The following is a 12,915-nucleotide window of genomic DNA, read 5'->3' on the forward strand; positions in this document are numbered from 1 at the left end:
GATGGGACGCCGTATGACGGGAAACTGTCACGTACGGTGTTAGGTGGGGGAAAAGGTGGAGATGATATCAAAGCTTTACCTATCACGCACAAGTGTATCTACTTGCAGTTTTTCTTTTTTCTCTAGCATTATTTTATCTTTAAGAGGCACAACATACTTACGTATGGATTCGGCTAGTTCATAGCAATCTATCGCTGAATAATCAAAACGCTCGTATTTTTTGAACATATAATCGCGATAATTCTCTAGTTGAATATTTTTTGCTTTTTGATGGCGAATTTCAATTAATTGATTTAATATGTTTTGGAGTTCTTTTTCAACAGATAAAAATTGTTCAGAAATAATAGTTTTTGCCTTTTTACGGATGTCACGATTCGAATCTTGTAAATAGGATTGTAATTCTGTTATCGTTTTTTCTTCTCCGTCCCAAATGGCACTTAATCCTCCAGTGATTTCAAAGTACTCTGTGACTAATTTGTCTTCCTGTATTTCTAATTCAATATTTTCCTCACAAAATAACTTTTGAGCATTTTTTATTTTTGTATCTAATAAACCATATACGTTAGAATCTAATTCCATTCGAAAAGGTGACTCTAAATATTTATTATCCAATAAATTTTGGTACCGCTTTAAAAGTGGCTTTACAAATTGTTGATCATGTTCAAATGTATCCTTTATTTCTTCATCATCCGTATTACATTGAAAGGCGATGTAATGTAATCTTAATTGTTCTTCGATTTCCCAAATTACTTTTGACTGCTCTTTTAACCAATTTTCAAGGTCTAGTTTTGAAGAAATCATCTTATTTAATAAAGTCGAAAGAGTTTTTTCCAATTGTAGTACATTACTAATATCAATCGTATTTACACGTTGCATTATATATCCCTCACTTTTTATTTATTCATAGAGATATTCTATTTATTAATTGTAATTCCCTTGTTAAGTGGGGAAAATGTGAAATAATGTTAAATTTAATAATTATAGAAGGTATTTATATGTCAAAGTAAAAAGTTTATCGTAAATGAAAATGTGTGGAGGGGTGCTACATGAGAAAGGGAACAAAGGTACTTGTATTATTAATTCCATTTGCTTTATTATGTGCCTGTGAGAATGAGATTGAAGATGCTAAAAGTGAAGATTCTATAGTGATGGATATTGCTACAGCAGCGGTAAAGGAGGAATCTTTTTTTAGTGCTGCTATATGGGATGAAAAAGCAAGAATAGTAGATTTAGAAATTGCTGATAGCGAAAATGCTAACGAAATAAAAAAAGAAATTAATAAAAGATTGCAAATTCAAGGTGTTACGTCCTATAAAGTAAATATATCTCAAAGAAACAAGGAGATTGTAAATGCAGAACATAGATGGGAGTTAGTTTTTGGACAGATATTTGATGACGTATTCAGGAAGAATGGATATGAAGGGTTTGGGATTCAGCAAATAAATTATAAAAAGAATCAACCTGTTACCATTGATATAAAAACTAAGATTAGCGATGATGAAGTAGGGGCGAGAGAACTTGGACAGAAAATAGAAAAAGAAGTTGAAGGGGTACTTAAAACAGAAGCAGTAAAGAAATGGATTGAAAATGATTCATACGCTATTGGGATTTACGATATAGATGATCGGAAAATTAACTAATTGAGGAATGAATGCTATATGAATATAAAATCGATATAATTAAATAGAAAATTGCTGAAGGAGGTGTAATATGTATAAGTATTTACATATTTTAAACGACATAGAAAATATGATTCAAAATGGAGAAATAAATGAAGGAAAGAAATTACCGTCTATACGGTCACTCGTTACGCAATATGAATGTAATAAGGCGACAGTTATACGTGCGCTTCATGAATTAGAAAAGCGTCATATTATATATTCTGTCCCTCAAAGTGGATATTACGTTGTTAAGAAATCTGGGAGTACCATAGAAAATAACGAGATAATTGATTTTGCTTCCTCAGCACCAGATCCAGATGTTTTCCCATATTTAGATTTTCAACATTGTATTAATAAGGCTATTGATACGTATAAAAATGATTTGTTTGTATATGGAACGCCGAAAGGTTTACCATCTTTAATACCAGTTATTCAAAAACAACTAGCAAATTATCAAGTCTTTACAAAAGAAGAAAATATTTTTATAACGTCAGGTGTTCAGCAGGCACTTGCTATATTAACTTCCATACCATTTCCGAATGGAAATGAAACTGTATTAATTGAACAGCCAACATATTATCTATATATTGATTATCTAGAAATAAATAAAGTTCCTGTAATCGGTATTAGACGTACGAATAAAGGTATCGATTTGAATGAATTGGAGCAAATATTTCAAACTGGAAAAATAAAATTCTTCTATACGATACCGAGATATCATCATCCGCTTGGAACGTCTTATTCTAAAGATGAGAAAGAAAAAATCACACTATTGGCTAAGAAATACAATGTATTTATAGTGGAAGATGATTATTTAGCAGATTTAGAAACTGATTCAAAAGCAGATCCGTTATATAGCTTGGATAATTGTAGTCATGTCATATATTTGAAAAGTTATTCGAAGATTATTTTTCCAGGTTTACGGGTTGGAGTTGCGGTCATCCCACGATCCATTGCAAATGCTTTCTATACATACAAAAAAATACTAGATATTGATAGTCCGATGATTTCTCAAGCGGCTTTAGAAATTTATATAAAGAGTGGTATGTTTGAACGTCATAAAAGTAAAATTAATTCTTCCTACTACAATAGATCAATAAAACTAGCAGAAACATTAGAAAAAGTGCAAAATGAAAATTCATCATTATTTACATATAATAGACAAAACACACTGGGAATACACACTTGTTTAGAAATGCAGAAAAACATAGTTACAGAAACACTTATACAAAAATTAGGTGACATTCAAATAAGTGTCGATACTATTGATAAGAATTATATGAGGGATTTTCCTAAAGAAAAACTATTAAAATTAAATGTTTCGAATGTAAAAGAAGATAAGATTGAAGAAGGTATTCGTAAAGTAATTGAGGAAATCAAGCAATCAAGACAGTTGGATTTTCAGTTTAGAAAGGAATAATTTGAATTAGGAGGTTTGTTGTGAGATTGTTTTACAATTAGTTACTCCAGATGGAGAAGCCTATATGAGGAAATATGATAGGAAGCATATACCAGAGGTTATAAAGCTGAATTATAAAAGTTGAATAAAATGAAACGATTACGGAGAAAAGTAGCAGTTGTGGCCGGAGCAACTATATATGTAACTGAATAACTATATGTTTTTTAAGAGCACTCTTAGCAAAAAGTGCTCTTTTTCATTAATGTAAATATTTACTTAGCATCTTTTTAAAATGATTTTTATCATAATTTACATATTGCGTAGCTGTATTTCGTATTGAATCTCCCGCGTAAAATCTTTCGTACAATTCGTGTCTAGATCCTAATGGGCTTCCGATGATATCCCAGGCTAACTTAAATAATTTTGTACGTTGTTCGGCATCTATATTCGTTCCATTAAAGTATTTTTTCAATAAATCAGCTATCGGACTCTGGAAGTCATTCGAGCTCGAAGGAAGTTGAATGAAACCACCTGCTCCAATTAATTGTAAAATTTCTATTGCACGGGGATAATATTTGGAACCAAGATTCCTTGCAGTTTCGATATATTTAAATTTCGGCAAATAAGTTTTTGTTTCATTTGTAGTACCTTCAACTTCTGCAGCAATTAAAAGTGCGCGAATTGTTTCGATTTGCATAATTAATTCCCCAAGCTTCTCTTGAACATGCAAATAAGTAGTAGCACCGATTGCTTCAGCAATTTCACAAGCAATTGCAGTTATAAATTCTAGCTTTACTACTAATCGTACAATTGCTTGGTGATAAGCTAAACTACTAGAAGCTATATCTGACTTTATTGCTCATAACGCTTCAGGGTTGTTATATAGTAAGACACGTTCCCATGGTACAAATACATTATCAAAGATTAATAGTGCATCCATTTCATCGTACTGTGAGCTAAGAGGGGAATCAACTGTAATTGAATGTGTATTCGCAAATGGTTCTCTACAAACCATATGTAATCCAGGAGAATTGGCTGCCACAATGAGAAAGTGAGCTAAATCTTTTTGAGTATCAGTCAGTTTTGCTAATGGATAGATTAATAAATCATTTGAATAAGGAGAAGCAGTACCGATCATTTTAGCACCACTTAAATAAATTCCGTCAGAAGTTTTCTTCGTAACTCTTAGTAATCCTAAGTCATTTGTATTCAACATTGATTCTGTAGATCGATTTATTTGTGGATCACGTTGAACTACGCTTAAGAACAAGTGATTATCTCTCGCTTCTTCATAATAAGATGTAATTTTATCTGGAAACTGTACATCGAATTTTTTATAAAAATATTTTGATACGTACCAGCCGGTAAGTCTCGATCTTGCGTAATCAGATAGTCTACTCATTACACCGTCTGTAGCATAACTCCACGTTTCAAAAGCGGTTCTTCTCATTAATAATTCGTTATAGGAATTCGGAATTAAAAAGGCTGTATGGACAAATTCTTTCGTTTTTGGGCTAACATATCCAACAGAATCTCTTCGTATTGGATCATCAAACAATGAAAATAAATTAGAAATGGTACTTAATGTTCCTGCAAAATGTTTGTCTGTAGTTACATCTACTTTTTGTCCATAGAGCCAAACGTTACGACCATCTTGTAAGCTCTTTATATAGTAATCTTTCAAATTTTGCATATTTCCTCCTTCTAAAGACTATTCATATATTTGGACATCTTTTAATGGTGGGGAATATACGTGGAAAGTTATTACTGCCGAATCTGTAGCATTATACATTTTATGCACAGTATCTTTTTTTACTGTGAAAATATTTCCCTCTGTAAACTCTTCAATCCGCTCGCTATTATTTTCGTACGTTATATTTTGTAGCGTACCATTGACTATTAGCATACATCCTACAGATATTCCGTGATCGTGCACAAAAGTCTTTGCTTTGCTGGGGAAATTTAATACTAAAATCTCTACAAATTCAGACTGATAGATAACGTTCCTTCCGTATTCAAGATTAACTGGTGAAGTAATAAAAGGAGATATTTTATGAAGTGAAATATTTAATGATTGAATAGCGTGTATTAAATTGACTGTATCGTAGTGACATAGGTTATGAAACGCCTTTCTTATGTTATGAATCAATTACATGTACAACTTCCTCCTAAGCATTTGCAGTGAAAGAAAGTAATCTCCTATTATATCGTGTGTAGTTGATTATATAACATTGTATTGAGTAAATTCAAAAAGGTGACTGGTTTTAATTGGGTAATATCTTCTTGGGGTAATATGGTAATTAATCCCGTTTTTTGTGATATGCTTGAACTATAGCCTATTTTCTATTGGAAAGGTGATGAAATAAATGGCAGTTCTTTTATTGGAAAATCTATATCAAATGTCTATTGTTTTACTGATCTTATGTTCATTTTGTTTTTATAGATATTTAAAGAAAATAAAAAGGGAAAGAAAGCTTACAGGTTTTGAAATTACGATGTATATCGTTACGCAACTTGCGTATTTTATTTGGGCGGCAACAACTTTTCTTAAGATGTTATCAGAATAGTAATCTTAAAGTGTTAGATGCTGAACAGTAATGTACAGAAGCAGTAACGGTATAAACCTGGGCAAGGGTAATTTCTCTATTAGGTAAATAAATATAGTCGATAACTAGATGGATAACAATATTACTTATAACATCTTTATAAAAAGAGAGGATATAAATGGAACAATATAAGTTAATTTTAAAAGAGCCTAAACAAATCGAGTGGGAAACAAATGAAATTAAGGACATACAGGACGATGAAATTATCGTTAAAACAATTGCAGGTGCAATAAGTATTGGAGCAGAGTTACCACAGTATAAAGAATCGGATGTTACAGATACAAATCCTATCTATCCAAAAAAAACTGGATATGAAAGTTATGGTGAAGTAATTCAAGTTGATAATAAAGTAACAAATTTAAACGTAGGTGATAAAGTAGTTTCTTTTTATGGACATGAAACGATAGGAATAGTTAAGGGAGATAAAGTAATTCGAGTGCCTAGTTATATAGCTTTATTATCTATTCTTTCGTGTGATGCTGCTAAAGGAGTATTGAAGCTAGACCCGCGACAGGATGAAAAAGTACTTATTACTGGAATGGGAGTTATCGGTTTACTCGCTTGTTATTTCTTAAAATACTATGTAGGTGTTGAGCGTGTGGATGTTGTTGAGCCTAATAAAAATAGAAGAGAATTTGCAAAGAAGTTTGGTGCGAAAAACCTCTTTGATTCAGAAAAACAAATAATAGAAACATATAATTACGGTTTGGAATGTTCTGCTATAAATAGAGGGTTTCACACATTGCAAAAGGCTATTAATAGTAATGGAGCGATATGCATTCTTTCTGATGGTAATATAGAAGACTTAACATTAACCGCCGACTTTTATCGAAAAGAATTGAAAATCATTGGTTCAAGTGATGGATATGATTACCAAAAACATGCAGATTGGTTTTTTAGTCAAATAGAACAGACGCCATGGATAGAAGAGATTTTTCAACATGAAATTCATTATACTGCGCTTGAAAAATGTTTTGAGGAATTAAGTGAAGGAATAATTACTCCTTTAAAAGTATTTGTCTCATATGAATAAAATGACAACGTACTTGTCACGTAGCTCACATATATTTTGTCATTAATATGATAATAAAACGAGGAGTAGCATGTACGTGTTAATTTTTAATAGGCACAACGGGTTGTTGCTCTTTCATTATGTACAAATCGTATATTATCTTTCTCAATGTACATATTAAGTAAAGTATTTAATATCACGTACATAAAAGGCGGGGTAATATGGATGGAAATAAGAAAAATGAAGAATTGAGTAAATTTAAGAAACAATGGTTTAATGAAGATAATCAACCAGTAGCTGGTATAGAGCTAGCCTTACCGCCTGATATAGGCAGCATGTTAGACTCGAAATCAGTTGATGATCAAAGTGGAGAAAGTAATAATGAATAAGTTTAATCTATACGCATCCATTTGGGTGCTTTTGTTTTTTTGACAATAGAAAATAGATCATCAAATTCTTATTGAAAAAAGATGGATCTAAATAGATCCATTTTCTATATATGTAAGTTTTAATTTTCACCAAAAAGTTTAAAGTGCATCTAGAATGCTAATAACATTTACCATTAAAGGATTGGGCTATTATGCATATTATTGTTGAAAGCATTATTTTAATTCTCACTGGGATTCTTGCATTAAAAATGACAGGTAGTAAATCTGTTAGCCAAATGACAAGAGCTGAAATCATCATAGTAGTATCAATTGCGCGTATTATTGTAGAGCCTGTATTAAGTAGGAAAGTAGTCCCATCTATATTTGCAGCTGTAATATTTGCAAGCGTACTTCTTATCATTCATTTCTTTGAACTGAAATCAAGGGAGGCGGAACAATTCCTAAATGGCAGTAGCTTTGTAATTGTTGAAAATGGAGAGATTATTAAAGCGAACTTGATGAAGGCAAAAATGTCTGAACAACAACTTTATATGCAATTAAGAGAAAAAGGAATACATGATTTAAAGATTTTGCAGCAAGTTACAGCTGAGCCGAATGGACGTATTGGTTATCAATTAATAGAGAAAGCTCAACCGATAACTTTAGAAATGTTAGAAAAAACATTAGATCAGCACAAAATAAAAAGATAATTTCTTATGTGAAATGCCAATATACAATTGAATTATTGGCATTTTTTATTTTTTCTAAATGTAAAAGTTAATATTTAGAATAGATATTCAGCCAATCTTTAAATTAGATATAGGCTTATTAATATGCTATATTCAATGGAGCTATAGTGACTGTGGTGAAAAAAGCAGCGTTAAAATGAATAGGTCTTTCATGTGATATTAAACATGAGATAAGAATAAGGAGATAAAAATAAAATGGAATTTTGGGAATCAAGTTTTATTGAGAAACAAACAATGTGGGGATTTGAACCTACAGAATCTGCAATTTTGACAAAAGATTTTTTTCTAGAAAAGAACATTAAGGACATATTAGTTCCCGGTATTGGATATGGTAGAAACGCAAAGGTATTTATCGAAAATAGTATAAATGTAACAGGTATTGAAATTTCGAAAACAGCGATCGATTTAGCAAGAGAAAACGGACTAGAAGATGTTAGTATGTATCACGGTTCAGTAAACGAAATGCCTTTTGATAATAAACTGTATGATGGGATATTTAGTCATGCACTTCTTCATTTGTTGAATGGACAGGAAAGAGAGAAATTTATTGAAGATTGTTATAATCAGTTAAAACCAGGAGGATATATGGTTTTTACAACTGTTTCTAAAAAAGCTCCCATGTACGGAAAAAGAAAACAGTTGGATAAAGATTATTATGAGATAATGGAAGGTGTAAAAATGTTCTTCTATGATTCTGAATCTATAAAAAAAGATTTTAATCAATATGGATTAGTACAAGTTTCGGAAATTGATGAACCAAATAAGAACATAGTAAATAAACCTTCAATCAATTTCTTAATGATAAAATGTAAGAAAGAACGATAACTAAAAGTTATTAAGAATGATTAAAGATGTTTATATATTGATTATGCACAAATAAAAAGGACAAGCATATAATATAAATACCTTTTAACTTTAAGTAACCTTAACTTTCGTTAATAGGGTATCTCAAAATCCCCAAAAGAGCACTTGCGGAAACAAGTGCTCTTTTATTTTTTTGTTTCATAAATATTTATACTTGCAAATTTCGTGCAATAAAAATAAATCTGAGAGAAATAACCATATCTTTATTATACGATTATTTCTGAACTACAAACGTTATAGCATTTGTTTTTAATTGAATGTGTCTTTCATTACGAACTATATTATAAGCTAATTCTTTTATTTCAACTTTTACTTCTTTCCATCCTTTATAAATACTTTTTAATAGATGTATCATTTCATCAGTTGGGAGATTAATTTCAATTAAAGCTTCTAATTCTTCATTCGTTTTTAAAACAATTTCTTGTATGTTAGAGTTAATAATTAAACAATTAATACCGTCGTTTTTTGTCCCTTGTTTCATAGAATGGAGCACTTTTTTAAAATCTTCTTTTGATTTAACATGCTCTAAACTTGATACTGCAACGATATAATCATAAGCGTTAGAGTCAATATGATAGTTTTCAATTTCTGCTTGTTCTGTTTTTATAACCTCGAATACATCATGTTCTTTGCTATAAGTTTGTAGCTTTGTTAAAGCGGAATTAAGTAAATCAACACATGTAACAGTGCCGCTAGTATTTCTTAATTTTTGTGCAATTGGAATGCTATTTCTACCGACGCCAGAGCCAAGATCAAGTACTTGCAAGTTGTTTTGTCCTTCAAAGTGATCCATCAAGTCCATAACTGTTTTAACCGGTTTGTACAGCCAAGAGCCAATTTCAAATAGTTTATATTGTTCATAGCAAAGGTCGTGATATTTCTTTTCTTCTTGTCTTATGTAATCGATACGGTTCATATTGTTTCAGCCCCAATATTTTTATTGCAAAATTCATATGTAGGACAACCTTTTATATTTGTTTGAATTCGAAAAATACCACCAGCATGTGGATACTCTTTTAATTCGTCATCCGTCATTCTTGTTCTGGCTGTTGTAACATATAAATCTGTTAAATTAGGTCCTCCAAATGTACATGATGTTACATATAAAGCTGGAATTGGAATATTTAATATTTGTTCTCCAGTAGATGGATTCCATCTAGTTATTTTTGAACCTCCCCAATGTGCAATCCATAAACAACCTTCTTCGTCAATTGTCATACCATCAGGTAGACCATCATTTTCAGAGAAATTGATTACATCACTTGGATTATGAATGTCTCCAGTACGTATATTATATTGATAGCGAACCACTTTTTTAGTAGGTGTATCTATAAAGTAAAAGTATGTATGATCAGGTGACCAAGCAATTCCATTTGATGTATTTACATGTGAAACTTTTTTCTCTACACTTAAATTATGATGTAAACAATACAAGGAACCTGCAGCATTCATACCGTATGTATCTGTAGAACCTGCCCAGAAACGACCAGCTGGATCACATTTTCCATCATTGAAACGATTTTCTATTAAATGTGGTTCAGGGTCAAAAATATGTGTCAGTTTTTCGGTATTTACATTAATAGAATAAAAGCCTTTTTCCATAGCTAAGAGTAGTACATCCTCTAAATATGGAACAACACAGCCAATTTGTTGATTGAGTGCAATTACTCGGTTCGTATTAGCGGTAGGATTGTAGATGCATAATTTTCTCTCCATAATATCAACCCAATATAAAAGTTGCTTTTTTTCATTCCAACATGGTCCTTCAGCTAAACTTGCTTTAGCATCTAAAACTAATTCTATATTACTGAACAAGATGTTCACCTCGCGTTATAAGATATTAATATAATTCGATAAGAATAGAGGTAAACCTTTTAGTCAGAGGATATTAAGATTTATACTGTAGAAAAATGACCTTCTCACAAGTGATTAAAAAAGTGTATAAACAAGGAGAGGAAAATGCATATGATGTTTTATGAAATTGTTTGCTTTTCTTGTAAGAATATATTTCGTGTTTACGAAGGCAGTGAAAAATATAAGCGATTTAAAGAGAAACCAAACGGGGCATATTGTTGTGATGAGTGTAGTCATAAAATTCAATTAGAAGCGATAAAGAATTTTTTTAGGTAATTAAACTAAAATTCCGGAAGTCATAACTTAATTTTTATTTTAGAAGATTTTTTAAGAATAATGTCTAAATATAGAATGTAAATAAAGATGAAGTATACACAAAACAATTCGTTTAATCGATAAGTATATATTATGAAAATTGAGTTAGAAATAAAAACGGCAAGCTAGAATTCGCTTGCCGTTTTTTTGAACCTTGGTGACTTTTACTGCTGTATTACCACATGCGCTTAATAATACAACAAGAGTTAGAATGAGAAATAAACGTAGTAATTTCATAGTGATCCCCTTTTTATCATTATAAAATTTTTCCAATGCGTAAATTAGTTTATCATTTTTTTATAAATAAATATATACATTAAAACTAAAAGTTGTTATTTAGTGATAATCTCTTATATACCATTTGGTTTCTATTAGTCTAAGAAACTTCAGTACATGTTGAATATTCGATTAATAAAATGTTATAGGAGTTAAATATTTTATCTTACTATTAGATTACTTGAATGAAAAGAAAACACCGAAAGTATATATAAAAACAGGTACTTTCGGTGTTTTCTTTTTTACTATCGTGAATACATTTTCGGACATTCATCACCACTTGGTTCATAAAAACAATGGCTTTTAAACTGTCCTACAAATGGCTGATTATACCATTCAGGTGGACAAGCTCCAACTGGACGGAAATACCAAAGAGCCCATCGTGCAGGCCAGCGCCATTCACCTTGTAAAACTTTTCGTGCGATTTCTTTTTCTGATTCACGAGCGCGTTGATAAAAATATCCATATTGTACTGCTTCAAATCCGCCGGGGCTTTGATATACAGCGTCTCGTACGGTACGGAGTTGTTTAAAATCTAAGCAATCACAAAATACACGGTTTACTACAACGCATCCAACTAACTCCTCACCTTGGCGACCTTCGCCCTCAGCTTCAGCACGAATTAAACGAGCTAGTAAATCAACATCACTTTCGTTGTATGGAATAAGGGGCATAGTGATACCACCTTTCTGTTATAGTAAAGAGTGTATGTTATAAAACAATCTGCGTGCTTTTTTACATAAAAATAACATTTAATTTTAAGAGGAGCTTGTATAAAAAAAGCTAATTAGTAATAGTAGATAACTATAAAAGGGAGAGGTATTATGTATCGAATTCATAAAGACCATATCATTTACTCAATGTCACCAGAGAATAAGCCGTGTATGGAAGTGGAAATTGGGAGCAGTCTTGTATTTGAAACATATGATTGCTTTGAAAATCAAATCGATTCTGAAGATATTGTGTTTCAAGAATTAGATTGGAATCGAATTAATCCAGCGACTGGACCTGTATATATTAAAGGAGCAGAACCTGGCGATATATTAGTTGTAACGATTGAAAAAATTAAAATTGCAGAGCAGGGCGTTTTAACTACAGGTGCAAACCTTGGTGTAATGGGGGATGAGTTAAATGAAAATACAGTGAAAATTGTCCCAATACATAACGAACATGTTTTGTTTTCAAGTGAACTACAAATCCCGATTAATCCAATGATTGGGGTAATTGGTACTGCACCGAAAGAAAAGAGCATTTCATGTGGCACACCGCATGATCACGGCGGGAATATGGACTGTAAAGAAATTAAAGAAGGAACAACATTACTACTACCAGTTAATGTCCCAGGAGCACTATTAACGTTAGGTGATTTACACGCAGCAATGGGTGATGGTGAAATTGGTGTTAGTGGTGTAGAGGTTGCTGGTGAGGTAACGGTAACAGTTCAAATTATAAAAGGAAAGAAATGGCCGTTACCAATGGCTATTCAAAAAGAAAAAATGATGACGATTGCTTCAGAGAAATTGTTAGATGATGCAGCAAGTCGTGCTGTACATAATATGGTGAAATTTTTACATGAAGAATTAGCAATGTCTAAAGCTGATGCAACTCTTTTATTATCGGCAGCAGGTAATTTAAAAGTTTGCCAAGTTGTGGATCCGTTGAAAACGGCGCGTATGGAATTAGGGATGGATTATGTGGAGAAACTAGGATTTACTTTTAGTAAATTTCATATTAAATAGATAAGGGACGAAAAAGGATACTTTTGTATAAAAGCATCCTTTTTTAATTTACGGATTTTGTGAAAAGGGGTA

The 12,915-nt window shown here is 31.6% G+C and carries 13 protein-coding genes and 4 pseudogenes; 10 read left to right on the top strand and 7 right to left on the bottom strand.

Features of this window, described 5'->3' with window-relative positions; all coding sequences use genetic code 11:
* Positions 1 to 90 precede the first annotated feature (90 nt).
* Positions 91 to 876: pseudogene (locus tag MR169_RS18125) on the bottom strand (M3 family oligoendopeptidase); the annotation flags it as partial.
* A gap of 170 nt (positions 877 to 1,046) precedes the next feature.
* Between MR169_RS18125 and MR169_RS18130 the strand changes: the two are divergent.
* The 3 genes and pseudogenes from MR169_RS18130 to MR169_RS18140 form a co-directional block, all read left to right on the top strand.
* The gene (locus MR169_RS18130; protein WP_242319789.1) at positions 1,047 to 1,640 is read left to right on the top strand and encodes a DUF4030 domain-containing protein; all 594 of its coding nucleotides are present in this window, start codon (positions 1,047 to 1,049) and stop codon (positions 1,638 to 1,640) included.
* 70 nt (positions 1,641 to 1,710) lie between these two features.
* On the top strand, positions 1,711 to 3,081 hold the full coding sequence (locus tag MR169_RS18135; RefSeq protein ID WP_242319790.1) for an aminotransferase-like domain-containing protein: 1,371 nt from the start codon (positions 1,711 to 1,713) through the stop codon (positions 3,079 to 3,081).
* 13 nt (positions 3,082 to 3,094) lie between these two features.
* A pseudogene (locus MR169_RS18140) lies at positions 3,095 to 3,205 on the top strand (carboxypeptidase regulatory-like domain-containing protein); the annotation flags it as partial.
* A 114-nt stretch (positions 3,206 to 3,319) separates the two neighbouring features.
* Here MR169_RS18140 and MR169_RS18145 read toward each other — a convergent pair.
* Positions 3,320 to 4,753: pseudogene (locus MR169_RS18145) on the bottom strand (4-hydroxyphenylacetate 3-hydroxylase family protein).
* A gap of 18 nt (positions 4,754 to 4,771) precedes the next feature.
* Positions 4,772 to 5,209: a cysteine dioxygenase gene (locus tag MR169_RS18150; RefSeq protein WP_242319791.1), complete on the bottom strand. Its 438-nt coding sequence runs from the start codon at positions 5,207 to 5,209 to the stop codon at positions 4,772 to 4,774.
* A gap of 217 nt (positions 5,210 to 5,426) precedes the next feature.
* On the opposite strand from MR169_RS18150, the gene MR169_RS18155 reads away from it, so the two are divergent.
* From MR169_RS18155 to MR169_RS18175, 5 genes are all read left to right on the top strand, one after another.
* The gene (locus tag MR169_RS18155; protein WP_000279681.1) at positions 5,427 to 5,627 is read left to right on the top strand and encodes a hypothetical protein; all 201 of its coding nucleotides are present in this window, start codon (positions 5,427 to 5,429) and stop codon (positions 5,625 to 5,627) included.
* Positions 5,628 to 5,784: 157 nt separating this feature from the next.
* Positions 5,785 to 6,699, top strand: a complete 915-nt coding sequence (locus MR169_RS18160; protein ID WP_242319792.1) for a zinc-binding dehydrogenase — start codon at positions 5,785 to 5,787, stop codon at positions 6,697 to 6,699.
* Between the two features lie 200 nt (positions 6,700 to 6,899).
* The gene (locus MR169_RS18165; RefSeq protein WP_000348947.1) at positions 6,900 to 7,067 is read left to right on the top strand and encodes a hypothetical protein; all 168 of its coding nucleotides are present in this window, start codon (positions 6,900 to 6,902) and stop codon (positions 7,065 to 7,067) included.
* A gap of 191 nt (positions 7,068 to 7,258) precedes the next feature.
* The gene (locus tag MR169_RS18170; protein WP_000547582.1) at positions 7,259 to 7,756 is read left to right on the top strand and encodes a DUF421 domain-containing protein; all 498 of its coding nucleotides are present in this window, start codon (positions 7,259 to 7,261) and stop codon (positions 7,754 to 7,756) included.
* Between the two features lie 234 nt (positions 7,757 to 7,990).
* Positions 7,991 to 8,620, top strand: a complete 630-nt coding sequence (locus MR169_RS18175) for a class I SAM-dependent methyltransferase (protein ID WP_000397590.1) — start codon at positions 7,991 to 7,993, stop codon at positions 8,618 to 8,620.
* Positions 8,621 to 8,873: 253 nt separating this feature from the next.
* Here MR169_RS18175 and MR169_RS18180 read toward each other — a convergent pair whose 3' ends face one another.
* Both MR169_RS18180 and MR169_RS18185 read right to left on the bottom strand, forming a co-directional pair.
* The gene (locus MR169_RS18180) at positions 8,874 to 9,575 is read right to left on the bottom strand and encodes a class I SAM-dependent methyltransferase (RefSeq protein WP_001079461.1); all 702 of its coding nucleotides are present in this window, start codon (positions 9,573 to 9,575) and stop codon (positions 8,874 to 8,876) included.
* The gene (locus tag MR169_RS18185; protein ID WP_000492422.1) at positions 9,572 to 10,474 is read right to left on the bottom strand and encodes an SMP-30/gluconolactonase/LRE family protein; all 903 of its coding nucleotides are present in this window, start codon (positions 10,472 to 10,474) and stop codon (positions 9,572 to 9,574) included. Before MR169_RS18185 ends, MR169_RS18180 begins: the two co-directional genes overlap by 4 nt.
* Before the next feature lie 144 nt (positions 10,475 to 10,618).
* On the opposite strand from MR169_RS18185, the gene MR169_RS18190 reads away from it, so the two are divergent.
* The gene (locus tag MR169_RS18190) at positions 10,619 to 10,789 is read left to right on the top strand and encodes a DUF2197 domain-containing protein (protein ID WP_000551047.1); all 171 of its coding nucleotides are present in this window, start codon (positions 10,619 to 10,621) and stop codon (positions 10,787 to 10,789) included.
* A gap of 165 nt (positions 10,790 to 10,954) precedes the next feature.
* Here the strand turns inward: MR169_RS18190 and MR169_RS28500 are convergent.
* Positions 10,955 to 11,065: pseudogene (locus tag MR169_RS28500) on the bottom strand (BA_1872 family lipoprotein); the annotation flags it as partial.
* A gap of 284 nt (positions 11,066 to 11,349) precedes the next feature.
* Positions 11,350 to 11,778 (bottom strand): cell wall hydrolase, encoded by a 429-nt coding sequence (locus MR169_RS18195; RefSeq protein ID WP_001128398.1) that lies wholly within the window; start codon positions 11,776 to 11,778, stop codon positions 11,350 to 11,352.
* A gap of 150 nt (positions 11,779 to 11,928) precedes the next feature.
* Between MR169_RS18195 and MR169_RS18200 the strand changes: the two genes are divergently transcribed.
* Positions 11,929 to 12,843 carry an acetamidase/formamidase family protein gene (locus MR169_RS18200; RefSeq protein WP_016117979.1) on the top strand — a complete coding sequence of 305 codons (915 nt, stop codon included), beginning with the start codon at positions 11,929 to 11,931 and terminating at the stop codon, positions 12,841 to 12,843.
* Positions 12,844 to 12,915: the final 72 nt, after the last annotated feature.

The organism is Bacillus cereus group sp. BfR-BA-01349 (genome assembly GCF_022663795.1).
GTDB lineage: Bacteria > Bacillota > Bacilli > Bacillales > Bacillaceae_G > Bacillus_A > Bacillus_A cereus.